This window comes from Aurantimonas sp. 22II-16-19i (assembly GCF_002088275.1).
Classification (GTDB): Bacteria; Pseudomonadota; Alphaproteobacteria; order Rhizobiales; family Rhizobiaceae; genus Jiella.
Window position 1 is genome coordinate 147,184 of sequence record NZ_AQQS01000007.1, and the last position, 15,881, is coordinate 163,064.

Annotated in this window: 18 protein-coding genes; 10 read left to right on the forward strand and 8 right to left on the reverse strand. The window is 67.6% G+C overall.

Annotated elements, in window-relative coordinates; all coding sequences use genetic code 11:
• Positions 1-5: 5 nt before the first annotated feature.
• The 8 genes from ATO4_RS08470 to ATO4_RS08505 form a co-directional block, all read right to left on the reverse strand.
• Positions 6-956, reverse strand: a complete 951-nt coding sequence (locus ATO4_RS08470; protein WP_083591006.1) for an RDD family protein — start codon at positions 954-956, stop codon at positions 6-8.
• Complete coding sequence (locus tag ATO4_RS08475; RefSeq protein ID WP_083591007.1) at positions 956-1,978, reverse strand: stage II sporulation protein M; 1,023 nt, start codon at positions 1,976-1,978, stop codon at positions 956-958. The genes ATO4_RS08470 and ATO4_RS08475 overlap by 1 nt, the downstream gene beginning before the upstream one ends.
• Positions 1,975-3,288, reverse strand: coding sequence for a DUF58 domain-containing protein (locus ATO4_RS08480; protein ID WP_083591008.1), 1,314 nt, complete (start codon positions 3,286-3,288; stop codon positions 1,975-1,977). Before ATO4_RS08480 ends, ATO4_RS08475 begins: the two co-directional genes overlap by 4 nt.
• On the reverse strand, positions 3,288-4,244 hold the full coding sequence (locus ATO4_RS08485) for a MoxR family ATPase (protein WP_083591009.1): 957 nt from the start codon (positions 4,242-4,244) through the stop codon (positions 3,288-3,290). The genes ATO4_RS08480 and ATO4_RS08485 overlap by 1 nt, the downstream gene beginning before the upstream one ends.
• Positions 4,198-5,586 (reverse strand): hypothetical protein, encoded by a 1,389-nt coding sequence (locus ATO4_RS08490; protein ID WP_083591010.1) that lies wholly within the window; start codon positions 5,584-5,586, stop codon positions 4,198-4,200. Before ATO4_RS08490 ends, ATO4_RS08485 begins: the two co-directional genes overlap by 47 nt.
• Positions 5,583-6,386: a DUF4129 domain-containing protein gene (locus tag ATO4_RS08495; protein WP_083591011.1), complete on the reverse strand. Its 804-nt coding sequence runs from the start codon at positions 6,384-6,386 to the stop codon at positions 5,583-5,585. Before ATO4_RS08495 ends, ATO4_RS08490 begins: the two co-directional genes overlap by 4 nt.
• Positions 6,387-6,682: 296 nt before the next feature.
• Positions 6,683-7,450, reverse strand: coding sequence for a class I SAM-dependent methyltransferase (locus ATO4_RS08500; protein WP_083591012.1), 768 nt, complete (start codon positions 7,448-7,450; stop codon positions 6,683-6,685).
• 69 nt (positions 7,451-7,519) lie between these two features.
• Positions 7,520-7,912 (reverse strand): hypothetical protein, encoded by a 393-nt coding sequence (locus ATO4_RS08505; RefSeq protein ID WP_083591013.1) that lies wholly within the window; start codon positions 7,910-7,912, stop codon positions 7,520-7,522.
• Positions 7,913-7,956: 44 nt separating this feature from the next.
• On the opposite strand from ATO4_RS08505, the gene ATO4_RS08510 reads away from it, so the two are divergent.
• The 10 genes from ATO4_RS08510 to ATO4_RS08555 all read left to right on the forward strand — a co-directional run bounded on the left by ATO4_RS08510 (position 7,957) and on the right by ATO4_RS08555 (position 15,881).
• Positions 7,957-8,349, forward strand: a complete 393-nt coding sequence (locus ATO4_RS08510; RefSeq protein WP_083591014.1) for a hypothetical protein — start codon at positions 7,957-7,959, stop codon at positions 8,347-8,349.
• 270 nt (positions 8,350-8,619) lie between these two features.
• The gene (locus ATO4_RS08515) at positions 8,620-9,180 is read left to right on the forward strand and encodes a F0F1 ATP synthase subunit delta (RefSeq protein WP_083591051.1); all 561 of its coding nucleotides are present in this window, start codon (positions 8,620-8,622) and stop codon (positions 9,178-9,180) included.
• A complete protein-coding gene (gene atpA, locus ATO4_RS08520) occupies positions 9,180-10,709 on the forward strand; it encodes a F0F1 ATP synthase subunit alpha (RefSeq protein WP_083591015.1) in 1,530 nt (509 codons plus the stop codon). Before ATO4_RS08515 ends, atpA begins: the two co-directional genes overlap by 1 nt.
• Before the next feature lie 69 nt (positions 10,710-10,778).
• Positions 10,779-11,660 carry a F0F1 ATP synthase subunit gamma gene (locus ATO4_RS08525; RefSeq protein ID WP_083591016.1) on the forward strand — a complete coding sequence of 294 codons (882 nt, stop codon included), beginning with the start codon at positions 10,779-10,781 and terminating at the stop codon, positions 11,658-11,660.
• Between the two features lie 27 nt (positions 11,661-11,687).
• Positions 11,688-13,127 carry a F0F1 ATP synthase subunit beta gene (atpD, locus tag ATO4_RS08530; protein ID WP_083591017.1) on the forward strand — a complete coding sequence of 480 codons (1,440 nt, stop codon included), beginning with the start codon at positions 11,688-11,690 and terminating at the stop codon, positions 13,125-13,127.
• Positions 13,127-13,342, forward strand: coding sequence for a glutathione S-transferase (locus ATO4_RS28280; RefSeq protein ID WP_083591018.1), 216 nt, complete (start codon positions 13,127-13,129; stop codon positions 13,340-13,342). The genes atpD and ATO4_RS28280 overlap by 1 nt, the downstream gene beginning before the upstream one ends.
• Positions 13,320-13,724, forward strand: coding sequence for a F0F1 ATP synthase subunit epsilon (locus ATO4_RS08540; protein ID WP_083591019.1), 405 nt, complete (start codon positions 13,320-13,322; stop codon positions 13,722-13,724). The genes ATO4_RS28280 and ATO4_RS08540 overlap by 23 nt, the downstream gene beginning before the upstream one ends.
• A gap of 316 nt (positions 13,725-14,040) precedes the next feature.
• Complete coding sequence (locus ATO4_RS08545) at positions 14,041-14,847, forward strand: DUF805 domain-containing protein (RefSeq protein ID WP_176222909.1); 807 nt, start codon at positions 14,041-14,043, stop codon at positions 14,845-14,847.
• Positions 14,840-15,028 carry a CsbD family protein gene (locus ATO4_RS08550; protein ID WP_083591021.1) on the forward strand — a complete coding sequence of 63 codons (189 nt, stop codon included), beginning with the start codon at positions 14,840-14,842 and terminating at the stop codon, positions 15,026-15,028. Before ATO4_RS08545 ends, ATO4_RS08550 begins: the two co-directional genes overlap by 8 nt.
• Before the next feature lie 394 nt (positions 15,029-15,422).
• Positions 15,423-15,881 carry a (2Fe-2S)-binding protein gene (locus tag ATO4_RS08555; RefSeq protein ID WP_083591022.1) on the forward strand — a complete coding sequence of 153 codons (459 nt, stop codon included), beginning with the start codon at positions 15,423-15,425 and terminating at the stop codon, positions 15,879-15,881.

Here is a 15,881-nt window from a genome sequence, read left to right on the forward strand (position 1 = left end):
GAGGATCACCGGTCGTCCGCCGGTGCCTCCTGCGTTTGGTGGAACTTGTCCACCCTTGCATCGCCCATCAGCTTCTTCTGTTCCAGGAAGGCCCGCTGGGCGACGTAGAAACTCTGGAGGAAGGCCTCCTCATCGGCCGGTGCGACGCTCTCCTCATAGCCGATCTTGGCCCGAATTCGCTCGCCGATCCGGGCGAGGCCCTGCCGCCTTTCGCGGCTGTCCCTCGCCTCCTCGCCGCCGCGCAGGAGCCGTTCCAGCACCTGCAGCTCGTAGGCGCCGTAGAGCTCGAGCTGCCGGCTGGAGAACACGAAGCGCTCGCGCGCCGCCTCGCCGACGCTCACCGCGACGTCGGGCAGGAGCAGCGGCCGCGGATCGAGCACCACGGCGGTGTCGGCGATGAGATCGCCGATCCGCCGATTGGCCTTGCTGCGGATCGGGACGGCGACGACGACGAGAAGCCAGGTGATCATGACGACGTTGAACCACAGCTGGTCCTCGCCGCCTCCGATCAGGAAGGCTGCCGGCAGGAACACCTCGACCTCTTTGGTGAGATTGCGCACGACGACCTGATGGGTGGAAAGCCCGGAGCCGTTCCGGGAGACGACGCGCAGGCCGAGCAGCTTCTTGCCCGGCGTGCGGCCGTTCATCAGGAGTTCGCAGAGGACGTAGTAGGGCGCGCCGAAGACGAGGACGAGCAGGGCCGCGATGGCGCCGAAAGCCGCGCCGCTGACGATGCCGGCGAAAAGCAGCGCGAGAATGATGCCGATCGTCGCCGCGGTGGTGATGACGAAGTCCACGAACTGGGCGCCGAAGCGGGCCCCGAGGCTGGCGACGTCGAGATGCAGGACGACGCCCTCCGGCGGCGTCAGCGTCAGGCGCTTGCCGTGGAGGCCGGCGAGCCGTTGGCGTGCCGCGGCCGTGGCCTTGGCGTCGTTCCTGCGGCGCCAGAGGGCCATCAGGCGGGCTCCGGCTGGGCCGCCGCTCGGCCATCCCGCCCGGCGAGGCAGAACCAGGCGAGCCAGAGGAGGCCGACGCCCCAGCCGATGGCGAGGCGGGCCCAGAAGTCCGTCACGACCTGCCGGCCGATCCCTTCGAGAAGGCCGGCACAAAACAGCATGACCGCCGCGACCACGGCGAGCTTGACCGCGTCCCGCCCGGCATGGCGCAGCGCCGCCGGGCGGCTCCTCGGCCCGGGAAACAGCATGGCATAGCCGAGCGTCAGGCCGCCGGCGCTGGCGATGGCGATGGCGGAGAGCTCGGTCACGCCATGGATGGTCAGCCAGCCCATGAAGTCGAGGCCGAGGTTCTTGTCGACATGGATCTGGACGAAGGCACCGAGCATCGCGCCATTGTAGAGCAGCAGGACGACGCTCGGCACGCAGAAGACGATGCCGAGGGCGAAGGCGAACAAGGCGACCTTCGTATTGTGGGAGAAGAGATAGGTGGCGAAGGCGCCGAGTTCCCCGAGCGGCTGGTCGTCCTCGCCATAGATCACCCGCCGCAGCGCCTCGGCGCTGGCGCCCGGCCCGCGTCCGGCGGCGAGGTCGCCCGGCACGAAGGCGTAGAACCAGCCGGGGTCCCGTGCGGTCAGGAGATAGGCGGCCACCGCCCCTGCGGCCATCAGCAGGAAGGCGAGCGCGATCGGCACCGCCGACCGGCGCACCGCCTGCGGCGCCGAGCGCGCGAAGAAGCGGGAAAAGAGGCCAGACAGGCTCTCGCGCGGGGCATAAACGACGAGATGGGCCCTCGCGCAGAGGCTTTCGAGATAGCGGACCACGGCGAGATCGAGGGAGATCTCCCGGGCGACCGACAGCGAGTTGGTGGCCTGGCGGTAGAGCAGGACGAGGTCGCGCGCGTCGTCGAAGGACAGGCGCGACAGGCCCCGTTTCTCGGCCGCCTCGACGATCGCCCCGAGGCGCTTCCAGTCGGCCTCGCGCTCGTCGCGAAAGCGTGTCGAGCGGATGGCAGGTGGGCTCATATCAGCTCCCGCGCCTTGATGGTGAGATAGGTGGAGACGAGCCGCGCGGTGATCCCACCGGGATCGGTGTCGACCACGAAGACGCCGAGCCGGGCGAGCCGTTCCAGCACCAGCCGGCGCTCCCGCTCCAGCCCGGCGGCGGCGACGGCGCCCGCCACGTCCCCGAGGTTTCCGGCCGCCCGGTGCCGGTAGCCGGCGAGCAGCGGATCGCGGATGGAGACGAAGACCATCACGTGGTGGCGGTTCAGGACCGCGACATTCTCCACCAGCAGCTCGGCGGTGGTGGTGTCGACGAAATCGGAAAACACCACCACGAGGCAGCGCCGCGACAGCCGCTGGCCGAGATGGGTCATGGCGAGGGTGTGGTTGGTCTCGATCGCCCGGTAGGACAATCCGGCTGCCCTGGCACGCAGCTGCGCGAAGGCCCGGCGCCCGCCATTCGGTGGCAGATAGAGGCGCGGCCGCGCGTCGAAGGCGTAGAGGCCGACGAGGTCGCCGCCCTGGATGCCGGCCCAGCCGAGCGCCAGCGCGGCGTTGATCATGTGGTCGATCTTCGCCAGCCCGGCGATCTCCTCGCGCATCAGATGGCCGTTGTCGAGGGCGAGCACGATGTTGTGGTTCTTCTCCGCCCGCATCTCCCGGGCGACCAGCGCACCGTGCCGTGCCGAGCGCTTGTAATCGATGGTGCGGCTGTCCATGCCGGCGACGAAGTCGCGCAGCTGGTGGAACTCGGACCCCTCTCCGCGGACCAGCGCGGCGCGGCTGCCGAAGGCCTCGGTGGCGATCTGGACGTCGATCTCCCCCGAGGTGATCGCCCGGACATTCGGCACCACGACCAGCCGGGTCGGGCAGGGATAGGCGGCGACGATGTCGAGGAGGCGCAGCCGGCTCCGGCGCATCACCGCCGCCTCGCCCAGCGCAAAGTCGCCGCGCCGGCGGGCCTCCACCGTCACCTGCGCCGACGAGACATGTCCTCCGGGATGGAGCACGAATTGCGGCGGCCCGGCGAGGCCGGCGGGCCAGGCGATCCGCACGACCGACGAACCGGGCCCCCGCCCCGTTCCCTTCGTCGCGGCAAGGCGGAAGTCCAGTGTCGCGGCGTCGCCGACGAACATCTCCCGCGTCGCCGGCGCCTCGAGAATGAACCGGCGGCGGCCGGGCGTCAGCACGGCGTCGGCGAGAACGGCAAGCCCCAGAGCCGCCCACACCGCCGGTATGACCTCCGCCGGCGCGCCCGGCAGCACCACCAGCGCCAGCGATGCCAGCGCGATCAGGCCGGCGATCAGGAGCAGGAGGCGGGAGGGCCGCATCAGCGCGGCGCCGGGATCTGTTCGAGGATGGCGGCGAGCACCTTGTCGGGGCTGCGGCCCTCGATCTCGGCGGTCGGCGAGAGGACGACGCGGTGGCGCATCGTCGGCCTGAACAAGAGCTTCACGTCGTCCGGAATGGCATAGTCGCGGCCGTCGAGGGCCGCCCGGGCTCTGACCGCGCCGCAGAGCCCGTCGGCCGCCCGGGTGGAGACGCCATAGGCGATGTCGACGTCGGCGCGGGTCGCCCGGCAGAGGCCGAGGACGTAGCGCAGGATCTCGTCGTCGAGGCGGATCGCATCGACCAGCGCCTGGCCGGCGCGAATCTCCGACAGCCCGGCGACCGGCGCGATGGCGGCCTTGCGCGCATCATGGTCGAGGGGCTGGCCGGCGTGCCGCCGCAGGATCGCGAATTCGGCATCCTCACCGGGAAAGTCGATCTCGAGCTTGAACAGGAACCGGTCGAGCTGGGCTTCGGGAAGCGGATAGGTGCCCTGCTGCTCGATCGGGTTCTGGGTGGCGACGACGAAGAAGACGCTGCCGACCGCATGGTCGGTGCCGTCGATCGTCACCCGGCGCTCGTTCATCACCTGCAGGAGCGCCGCCTGGGTCTTCGGCGGAGCGCGGTTGATCTCGTCCGACAGGAGGATATCGGTGAAGATCGGCCCGCGCACCAGTTCGAACTGCCGCGAACCGAAGTCGTAGATGTTCGAGCCGATGACGTCCCCGGGCATCAGGTCGGGCGTGAACTGGATGCGCTTGAAATCGAGGGAGAGCGCGGCCGCCAGCGACTGGGCGAGCAGGGTCTTCGCCGTGCCCGGCGGCCCCTCGATCAGGCAGTGCCCGCGGGCGAACAGCGAGACGAGCAGCAGCTCGACGATCGCCTCCTGCCCCTGCACCGCCTTTTCGATCTCAGCGGCGATCCTGTCGCGCAGGGCCCGCAACTCGTCCAAATTCATGCCAGATCTCCTGAATGACGGCCTCGAAGGCGCCGAGCGCTTCGAGGCGGGAGCGTTCCGTGAGGCGCTCGTCGGTAACAGTGGCGTAGGCGCCTGCGAATCGTTCGCCGAGTTGCGGCGCGCGCCGCGACAGGAAGCGCGTGAGCGCCGCCGCGTCGCCGCCCGTCTGCCCGCGTGCCGCACCAAAGAGGCCGCTGGCCAGCCCCTCGACGCGATCCTTCACATGCCGGTCGACCAACGCTTCGTCGGCCCGCGCCAGCATGAGGATGCGGCGGGACGCTTCGATGGTGCGGCGCTTGGATGCCTCGGCCGGTTCCTCGTCCGCCTGGGGGCGGCCGAAGCGCCGGCTGCCACGCCACAGCGCGAGGCCGGAGACGAGCACCAGCCCGATCCAGAAAGTGGAGAAGGGATAGACGAAGAAGCGGTCGAGATCGGCCAGCGTCCGTTGACGCGGATCGTCCCCGTCGGTCTGCGACGGCGCCAAGGCCGGGTCCGGGCCACGGGTCGTGTCGGTCTCGACGAAGACCTTGGCATTGCCGGCGAAGCTATCGACGAGGGACAGCGCGAGCGCGGCATTGTCGCCATTCGCGAGCCCGGCATTGGTGAAGACGTCGGGATCGGACAGGACGAAGAGGGCGTTGTTCGATCGCACGAGCGATGCGCCCGTGCAGTCGGCGAGGAGCGTGCCGAGGTCGCGGCCGCCGTCGTCCCGCAGGACCAGGACGGGGCGGCACTTCTCGTCGAGGGACCGGCTCAGCACCTGGCCGGAATAGAGCGTCGCGGCTTGCGGCAGCACTTCGTCATTGTCGGCATCGTAGACCAGCAGACGGGAAAGCCCCCGCTCCGGCAGTCGCGCCACCGGCGGCTCGCCGAAGAATGCCATCGCATGCGACGGCACGAGAAGGTCCGGATGCGCGACGCCGCGGCTGACGATGCCGCCCCGCCATTTCGGCAGCACCGCCAGCACGGGCCCCGCCCGCGCCCGCGCGGCGAATTCGGCCTCAGACAGCGGCCGCGGCGCCAGCGAGCCGCGTTCGTCCTCGGCCCCGTCCTCTTGCCGCGCTCCCTCGCCGAGGAGCCTCGGATCGTAGATCGGCAGGATGCGCAGGGTGCCGGCCGCCGTGGCGTCGCCGATGGCAGATACGGTCGGCACGCCTTTTTCGCCGAGCCACCGCTCCAGCCCCGCAAGACCGATCGCGCTGTGTTCCAGGGGTCGCCGCGCGCCGAGGGCGATCAGCAGCGCGACCACGGCTATCACCACGGCGAGGATTGCCGCCATCCTGACGGTCTCGCCACGTCCATCTGCCGACTTCGGCGAGGTCTCGGATGCGGCGCCCGTCATGCCACGGTCCTGCGCAGGAAGGGCGCCGCGACGTCGAGGCAGCGGTGGTAGCTGGCGATGTCCATCTCGCGGCCGCCGAACAGGACGAGTTCGGTCTGGCGGGCGAGGCTTTCGAGTTCGGCGCGATGCGACCAGCTGCCGGGCAGGCGCTGCACCAGTTCGCGGGTGGTCAGCGACCGCTTGAGGACGATCGCATTGTCCTCTGCGGCGAGTTCCAGGAAGCGCTCGAGCACTTGTCGCAGGCCCTGGCGCGGGTCGCCCTCGCGGCGCAGCCGGGCGATCAGGTCGTGATCGAGTTCGCCGTCCGGCCGATGGATGACGGTCGCGCCGGCAGGTCCGAGGCGCCGGTCGCGGGGCCCCATCAGGTCGGCAAGCTGGCCCCGGCCCAGCCACAGAAGGAGGACGAGCAAAAGAACCATGAGGACGAGAACGGCCTTGCTGCCCCATTCGAGCCGCGCGAGGATCGCGCCGGGATCGGCGTCCAGTTGGCGTCGACTGGCATCTTCGGCCGCATCGAGATCGGCATCGGGCGAAAGATAGCGGATCTCCGTCTGCAGACGCAGGCCCTCCACCGCTCCCAGATAGGCCTTGCCGGCATCGGTGAGCTGCGGTTGAGCTGGCAGTACGGCCGCGGTGCCCTCGTCGGCGAGGACCGGTGCGGGAATGGCGAGCAGAATCGCGGCGACCGCGCAGGCGGACAGCCACCGGCGATGGCGGCCCGGTCCGCGTCGCTCGCCGGCATGAATGGCAGCAAATCCCGCGCGAATGAGGCACCCCCGAACGATGCCCAGGCCGGACACGGGCGGGCTGCCCGATGTCCGATACGGACGATCGCATCCAAGCTATCGGTCCCGACGCTCCTGGCCAATGCAACAGGTATCGTTCGCCGAAGGCATCGACCGCGCCCTGCCGCAGCAACGGTGGCGTGGCCTCTGGCGGCATCGGGCGGGCCCGGTGTCGCCCGCCCGTTCACGCGCTGCAAGAGCGAACGGCTGCGTTGCTGTTCCGCCCGCATGCGGCCGGAGAGCCGTCAGCGCCGGCGGCGGCCCGTCGACCGAACCGTCCACCGGCATGTCCGGGCGGCGCCCGCCTGCGACTACTTCTTCGGGGCGTTGAAGCGGATCATCGCCTCGTTGAAGACGTCGAGCGCCCGCTTCGAGACCGTCCGCTCCAGCACCTTTCGGACCCGGTGGACCACCATCGGGCCGAGCTGCGAGGTCCAGGGCAGAAGAATGCCGTCGCAGAAGATCCTCTCGAAAGTCGCGTCGTCGATATCGAGCGAGACGGAGAAGATGTTCGACGCGCCGCCTTCGCCGCGCTGGCGGGCGGACTCCGGAAACTGGTCCCAGACATATTTCGGGCCGATGCCGAGCACCACCCGCTGTTTGGCGAAGAGTTCGAGGTCGTGATGGATGACGGTCTTCGATCCCGCCATGTGCGGGCGCACGAAGAGCGTGTCGAGCAGCGGCCAGGGATGGGGGTGCGCCGCGTCGATGAAGGCCATCTCGAACGGTCCGAGATCGAGGTCGTCGAGATCGATGCTGCGCTTGAACTTGTGCTTGTGCACCTTGACGCGGCTGCCGGTGTAGACCTCGTCGATGAGGAAGCCGTTCGGCTTGGTCTTGTCGCCGAAGAAGGTGTCGTCATGGTCGATCGTGTGGACGACGCCGTCGATGCCTGCGTCGTCCATCGCCTTGGCGATCAGCGCGCATGACATTCCCGACGCCATGCCGAGTTCGACGAAGCTCTTCGGCTTGTGGCGATCGATGAGATCGCGGATGAACAGGGTTTCATCCACGGAGACCGAGCCCCAGTTGGGCTTGTGGTACTTCGCGAAGATGGATTCGATCTCGGTGGGTGTCATCAGGTTGCCTTCAATCTGCTGCCGTATTTACCGATGGAACTTGCGGTGTTCGTCGCTCGCGCATCCTGATCACGCGGCGGACTTCAGCGCCGTGCGCCCGACCGGCCGCACGAGGAACGCTCTAGCACGATAAGCCGACGCATCGTCACCTCCGAAAAGCGATCCCGTCGCCATGGCTCCCCACTCACGCATCCCGGCCCGTTCCAAGCCATAAACTGCTTCGTCGGCATGCGCGTGACTGTGCCGCGCCACTGCCCCGCTTGCCAAGTCGTCATCGCGCATTTTTTGGCCGCGAGTCACCACCGTCCGCCGCAGCAGCTTCGGGACGCCGACGCCCTGCTGCGTCGACCATGACCGGTCTCTGAATCCCGCAACGTCGAGCATCGAGCAGGGCACCAGAGCGGCGAACTCCCCGCCTCGCGCCTTGACGGGGGCGACGGCATGCGCTTCGTCCGGCCGCAACAGACCCTGCCCCTTTGCCTTCTCGACATGTCGAAGGATCCCGAATGGACTTCTCCCTTCCCACCGACCCTGCCGGCTGGCTGCCCTTCGCAGCTGCCTGTGTCGCCGCCCTCCTTGGGCTTGCCGCCCTGTTCGCGCCGCGCCTGATGCTGTCGGCGATCGGGCTGGCGCCCAGCGCCGGCAGCTCCGACGCCCTCGGCGGATCGCGGGCCAGCCTCGCCGGCTTCTGGCTGGGCGTCGGGCTGGTCGGCGCGGCCCTCTACGATCAACCCTTCGTTCAACTGGCGCTCGGCGCCGGCTGGCTGTTCTCCGCCTTCGGCCGGCTGGTATCGCTGCTCACCGATGGCGCCACCTTCCGCGCGCTCTTCTACTTTGTCCTGGAAATCGTGCTTGCAGCGGCGGCCCTCGCCCCGGCCTTCGGCTTCATTTCCTCCTGAGCGGACTTCGCCCGCCCGGCGATATGGTCGAGGCCACCGCGCCTCAGCAGCGGAAGCGCCGTGAATAACCCTCAAAAGCCGTCCGATTGCCTGCCCGAAGCGTGTTGTCGCGGTCAAATCCCTATGCTAGACGGACGCAGCCTGAAGGGGGAGGGCCGGCATCTCGTTGGCAATCCGCTTGGCATCCAACCAACGGTTTCAAGACCTTGCGGCGCGGGGACAATCCGGTGCGGCAGGGAGTTGAAGAACGCGAAAGAGAAACGGTCGTCCGTGGCACAATCATCCTCTCCCGTTTCGGGGGTCGCAGACCGCTACGCCCAGTCCCTGTTCGAACTCGCACTCGATGAGAATTCGCTCGAGACGGTCGAGTCCGAGCTCGATTCCTTCGAAGGCCTGATCCGTGACAATGCCGATTTCCGCCGTCTGGTGGAAAGCCCGGCCTTCTCATCGGACGAGCAGCTCCGTGCCATCGCGGCGATCGTCGTCGAAGTCGGCGCGAGCCCGCTCACCAGCAATTTCCTGAAGGTCGTCGCGGCGAATCGGCGGTTGTTCGTTCTCCCCAGCATGATCCGGCGGTTCCGCGAGCTCACGGCCGAGCACCGCGGCGAGGTCGAGGTCGAGGTGACGAGCGCCCATCCGCTCGACGAGGGGCAGCGCAGCGCCCTCTCGGAGGCGGTGTCGTCTTACGCCGGAAAGACCGTGACGATGCGCGAGACCGTCGACTCGGCGATCCTCGGTGGACTGATCGTGAAGATCGGCTCGCGCCAGATCGACACCTCGCTCCGCTCCAAACTCAATTCGCTCAAGCTTGCACTGAAAGAGGTCGGCTGATGGACATCCGCGCCGCGGAAATTTCCGCGATCCTGAAGAACCAGATCAAGAACTTCGGCAACGAGGCGGAAGTCTCGGAAGTCGGCCAGGTTCTGTCGGTCGGTGACGGCATCGCCCGCGTCTACGGCCTCGACAACTGCCAGGCCGGCGAGATGGTCGAGTTCCCCGGCGGCATCCAGGGCATGGCCCTCAACCTCGAGGCCGACAATGTCGGCGTCGTGATCTTCGGTTCCGACCGGGAGATCAAGGAAGGCGACACCGTCAAGCGCACCGGCGCGATCGTCGAGGTGCCCGTCGGCCGGGGCCTGCTCGGCCGCGTCGTCGACGGTCTCGGCAATCCGATCGACGGCAAGGGCCCGATCGAGAGCACCGAGCGCCGCCGCGTCGACGTCAAGGCGCCGGGCATCATCCCGCGCAAGTCGGTGCACGAGCCGATGTCGACGGGCCTCAAGGCCATCGACGCGCTGATCCCGATCGGACGCGGCCAGCGCGAGCTGGTCATCGGCGACCGCCAGACCGGCAAGACCGCGATCCTCCTGGACACCTTCCTGAACCAGAAGCCGGCCCACGACGAGAACCGCGAGAGCGACAAGCTCTACTGCATCTACGTCGCCGTCGGGCAGAAGCGCTCCACCGTCGCCCAGTTCGTGCGCACGCTGGAAGAGCGCGGCGCGATGGAATACTCCATCGTCATCGCCGCGACGGCCTCCGAGCCGGCGCCGCTGCAGTACATCGCGCCCTTCACCGGCTGCGCCATGGGCGAGTATTTCCGCGACAACGGCATGCATGCGGTGATCGGCTATGACGACCTGTCCAAGCAGGCCGTGTCCTATCGCCAGATGTCGCTGCTGTTGCGCCGCCCGCCGGGCCGCGAAGCTTATCCGGGCGACGTCTTCTACCTGCATTCTCGCCTGCTCGAGCGTGCCGCCAAAATGGGCGACGATCATGGCGCCGGCTCGCTCACCGCGCTGCCGGTCATCGAGACCCAGGCCGGCGACGTCTCGGCCTACATCCCGACCAACGTGATCTCGATCACCGACGGCCAGATCTTCCTCGAGACCAACCTGTTCTACCAGGGCATCCGCCCGGCGGTGAACGTCGGCCTCTCGGTCTCGCGCGTCGGCTCGGCCGCCCAGGTCAAGGCGATGAAACAGGTCGCCGGCTCGATCAAGGGCGAACTCGCCCAGTATCGCGAGATGGCCGCCTTCGCCCAGTTCGGCTCGGATCTCGACGCCGCCACCCAGCGCCTGCTCAACCGCGGCGCCAGGCTGACGGAGCTGCTGAAGCAGCCGCAGTTCTCGCCGCTGAAGACCGAGGAGCAGGTGGTGGTGATCTTCGCCGGCACCCAGGGCTATCTCGACAAGCTCCGCGTCGACCAGGTCGGCGACTTCGAGGAAGGCCTGCTCGGCGCCATGCGCTCGGAGCACAAGGACGTCCTCGACCAGATCGCCAAGGAGAAGGCTCTCTCGGACGAGCTCCGAGGGAAGCTGAAATCGGCGATCGACTCCTTCGCCAAGACCTTCGCCTGATCCGGAAAACGAGGCTGAAGGCCTTGCCCTGAGGGGCAAGGCCGAGCCAGCGGGAGACTGCGCCAGACCATGGCATCACTGAAGGACCTTCGAAACCGCATCGCGTCGGTCAAATCCACGCAGAAGATCACCAAGGCCATGCAGATGGTCGCGGCGGCCAAGCTGCGTCGGGCCGAGGACGCGGCGGCCGCGGCGAGGCCCTATGCCGACCGCATGGCCTCGGTTCTCGCCAACATCGCCGGCGCCGTCGAAGGCGACGGCCCGCCGCTGATGGTCGGTACCGGCAAGGACGACGTGCACCTGCTCGTCGTCTTCACCGCCGAGCGCGGCCTCTGCGGTGGCTTCAACGCCTCGATCATCAAGCACGCGCGCCAGCATCAGCGCCGGCTCGAGGCCGAGGGCAAGACCGTCAAGTTTTTCGCCGTCGGCAAGAAGGCGTGGGACATGATGCGCCGCGACCTGTCCGGCAAGATCGTCGAGCGGATCGACTTCCGCGAGGTCAAGCAGATCGGCTTCGATCAGGCGGACACGCTCGGCGACAAGATCATGGAGCTCTTCGCCAAGGGCGAGTTCGACGTCTGCACGATCTTCTACTCGGCGTTCCAGAACGTCATCACCCAGGTGCCGACGGGCCAGCAGGTGATCCCGGCCGATCTCTCGGGGGCCGGGCACGACAACGGCAGCGCGAGCGTCGCCGCGGTCTATGAATACGAGCCGGAACCGGCCGCCATTCTCGACGCGCTGATCCCGCGCAACATCAAGGTCCAGATCCTCCACGCCATGCTCGAGAACGCAGCCTCCGAACAGGGTGCGCGGATGAGCGCCATGGACAACGCGACGCGCAACGCCGGCGAAATGATCGACAAGCTGTCGGTCTCCTACAACCGCCAGCGCCAGGCGCAGATCACGACGGAACTGGTCGAAATCATTTCGGGCGCCGAAGCGCTCTGACACCTATCGAGAGGAGGCCTTTCAAATATGGCTGACAAGAACGTAGGCCGCGTCCATCAGGTGATCGGCGCCGTCGTCGACGTCGAGTTCGACGGCAATCTGCCGCAGATCCTGAACGCGCTCGAATGCGACAATCACGGCATCCGCCTGGTTCTCGAGGTGGCCCAGCATCTCGGCGAGAACACGGTGCGCTGCATCGCCATGGACCTGACCGAGGGCCTCGTGCGCGGCCAGGAAGTCGTCGACACCGGCGAGCCGATCATGGTTCCGGTCGGCGACGGAACGCTCGGCCGCATCATGAACGTCATCGGCGAGCCGATCGACGAGGTCGGCCCGATCTCCTACGAATCGAAGCGCGCCATCCACCAGTCCGCTCCGCCCTATGTCGAGCAGTCGCCGGAAAGCCAGATCCTCGTCACCGGCATCAAGGTCATCGATCTCCTGGCGCCCTATGCCCGCGGCGGCAAGATCGGCCTGTTCGGCGGCGCCGGCGTCGGCAAGACGGTGCTGATCCAGGAACTGATCAACAACGTCGCCAAGGCCCATGGCGGCTATTCGGTCTTCGCCGGCGTCGGCGAGCGTACCCGCGAGGGCAACGATCTCTACCACGAGATGATCGAATCGGGCGTCAACAAGAACCCCCACGAGCATGACGGCTCGGCCGAGGGCTCCAAGGCGGCGCTCGTCTACGGCCAGATGAACGAGCCTCCGGGCGCCCGTGCCCGCGTCGCGCTCACCGGCCTAACCATCGCGGAGCATTTCCGCGACCAGGGCCAGGACGTCCTGTTCTTCGTCGACAACATCTTCCGCTTCACCCAGGCGGGCTCGGAAGTGTCGGCGCTGCTCGGCCGCATCCCCTCGGCGGTGGGCTACCAGCCGACGCTGGCCACCGACATGGGTCAGATGCAGGAGCGCATCACCACGACGACCAAGGGCTCGATCACCTCGGTGCAGGCCATCTACGTGCCGGCCGACGATCTGACCGACCCGGCGCCGGCCACCTCCTTCGCCCATCTGGACGCGACCACGGTTCTCAACCGTGCGATCTCCGAGAAGGGCATCTATCCGGCGGTCGACCCGCTCGACTCCACGTCGCGCATGCTCTCCCCGATGATCATCGGCGAAGAGCACTACGACGTGGCCCGCAAGGTCCAGCAGATCCTGCAGAAGTACAAGTCGCTGCAGGACATCATCGCCATTCTCGGCATGGACGAGCTGTCCGAGGAGGACAAGCTGACGGTGGCGCGCGCCCGCAAGATCGAGCGCTTCCTGTCGCAGCCCTTCTTCGTCGCCGAGGTCTTCACCGGCGCGCCCGGGCAGCTGGTGCCCCTGGAGGACACGATCAAGTCCTTCAAGGGCCTCGTCGAGGGCGAATACGACCATCTTCCCGAAGCTGCCTTCTACATGGTCGGCTCCATCGAGATGGCCGTCGAGAAAGCCAAGAAGCTGGCTCAGGACGCCGCCTGATGCGAAACGATCGCGGCCTTCGCCTGGAGGACGCGATCAACGAGACCTGCCCGTGGTCGGGAAATCCGATCGCGGGCGATTCTCTGACGACTTACAACGACGCGGTCGTCGGCTTCTGCAATCCCGGCTGCCGCGACAAGTTCGAAACGGCGGTTCGGCATTTCGAGGCCGCCGCGAAGGAACCAAAGACCGATGGCCGACAGCTTCCAGTTTGAACTCGTCTCCCCGGAAAAGCTCCTGATGTCGGAGGCCGTCACGGCGGTCTCTGTACCGGGAACAGAGGGCTTCTTCACCGTGATGGCCAACCACGCACCGGTGATGACGACACTGAAGCCCGGGATCGTCGTTGTGACGCCCGAAGGCGGAGCGGAGCGCCGCATCTTCGTGCGCGGTGGTTTCGCCGACGTCAACGAGAGCGGCCTTACGCTCCTCGCCGAACATGCCGAGCCTGCCGAGAAGGTCGACATGAAGGCTCTCGACCAGAGCATCCGGGACGCCGAGGAAGACGTCGCCGATGCGGAGACGGCCGAGGCGAAGACCAGTGCCCAGCACAGGCTCGACCAGCTGAAGGAAGCCCGGGCGGCTCTGGCCGGCTGACGGCGACCTCCTCGGTCCGCTCCTTGCGGAATTGCTGGCCCGGCGCAAACGCGATCCGGGCCTTTTCTTTGCGTGAGTGACTGAATCGACGTCCGTCGACACAGGTGAGACCGACAAGACGTTTGGCCGAGCCTCCTCATTGAGCGAGGGCCTCGGCCTCATTGAGCGAGGGCCTCGGCGCTTTACCAGGACGGCATCGGCACGGAACTCGTGCACCCCATCCCTCCGTTACGACGAGACCCGTTCGGCGCCCTCTATACGGTTTCCTTACGCAAGGGAGCCAGCATCGATCCATGGTCGGTCTGGAGTGGCGGCGGTGTCTCGATTTTTCAGCTTTCACGGGCGTATCGGCCGAGCGACCTGGTGGCTCGGCCTGCTCTTCAGCGCGGGCCTCGTCGGCCTGGGCTTCGCTGCGCTGCTCCTGGCGGCGAACCAGAGCGGGGAAAGCCTGCTGATCGCGGTCTTCGGCGTCCTCCTCATCGTCGCACAGTTCTGGATCGGAGCGGCGACGACGGTCTGCCGGCTCCACGACTTGGACTATAGCGGCTTCGTCGCGCTGCTCTGCCTCGTGCCGGTCGCCGGGACGGTGATCATGATCCTGTGTGCGTTCAAGGCCGGCACGCCCGGATGGAACGAATACGGGCCGTCACGCGATCGCAGCGGCTACGGAGATCTCGGCGAGGCGCTGGAAGCCTTCGACGAGCCGGCGGCGGCGGCGGGCGGGTCGCCGCGGCTCGCCTGGCCGACCGACACGGGCAGGCCCCAGGTGAGGATGCATCCCGGCCAGAAACGCGCCAAGCCCACCGGGCTGGCTCAGCGTCCCGTCGGGGCGATGACGAGAGCATGCCGCGGCCGGCCTTCGGGCGGCGCGGCTATTCGGCCTGATAGCGCACAGCCTCGCCCGGCGCGCCGCCCGCCACCCCCGTCCCCCCGCCAACGCCGGGTGACGCGGCGGCTTCAGACGGTCATCCCGACGTTCGCCCAGCACCCTGTCCCGGCGGGTCGAGAGCATCTGCGACAAGATAGACCACCTGGCTCCGGAACATGCGAGCACGCACTGCCGTTTCACCTGCATCGGTCACCCCGTCTGCGGTGGCACTGTTGGAGCAATGACAATGGTTGACAAGAACGAGATCTCGGGCGCGGCCAAGGAACTGGGCGGCAAGGTCAAGGAAGTCGCCGGCAAGGCCACCGGCAACGGCCGCATGGAGGCCGATGGCAAGATGGATCAGGTCGAAGGCAAGACCGAGAAGAACTACGGCAAGGTCAAGGATGCCGTGAAGGACCAGACCGGCACGCACTGACCGCGACCGTGATCGTTCGAGCATGATTCGGCGGCCGTCCCGGCATAGGGCGGCCGCTTTTGCGTTGCGGCCGATGGCGAGGCTGCCCCTCCCCTGCACGGTCGGTCCGCGCCTCGTTTTCTTCGACAGGACTGGCGTCGTCCGGTCAGATTTCCCCTTTTGGCCCTTGGTTGTTGCGAGCGGCGGCGCTGCCTGCGCAAGGGCGTTCGAGGCACCTCCGCCTGAAGGGGCGCGTTCATCGGCCACCACCGAATCCTTCACCCGCACCACTTGCGATGTGCGTTCAACCGTTTAGTTTAGAGTGGATCAAATCAGGGCAGGCAGGTTCGCGCGCAGGCGGATGAGTCCGCACGTGAGTCGGACGCCCGTCTGAACGAGCGACCAGGAGACGAACGTGGTCACCTTCACTCTCAACGGCACGGAAACTTCGTTTGACGGCGATCCGGACACGCCCCTCCTCTGGGTGATCCGAGACGCGGCGCGACTGACCGGCACGAAATACGGCTGCGGCATCGCCCAGTGCGGTGCCTGCACCGTGCATGTCGACGGTTCGACCCGGCGCTCCTGCGTCACCCCCATCTCCACCCTCGAGGGATCGAGCGTGACGACGATCGAGGGGGTCGAGGGCACCGAAGCAGAGGCCGTCCAGGCGGCCTGGCGGGCGATCGACGTGCCGCAATGCGGCTACTGCCAGTCGGGCCAGATCATGTCGGCGATCTCGCTCCTGCAGTTCACGCCCAACCCAACCGACGACGACATCGACGGCGCGATGGCCGGCAACATCTGTCGCTGCGCCACCTATCAGCGCATCCGCCAGGCGATCCACGACGCCGCCAAGACGATGGAGGGCTGA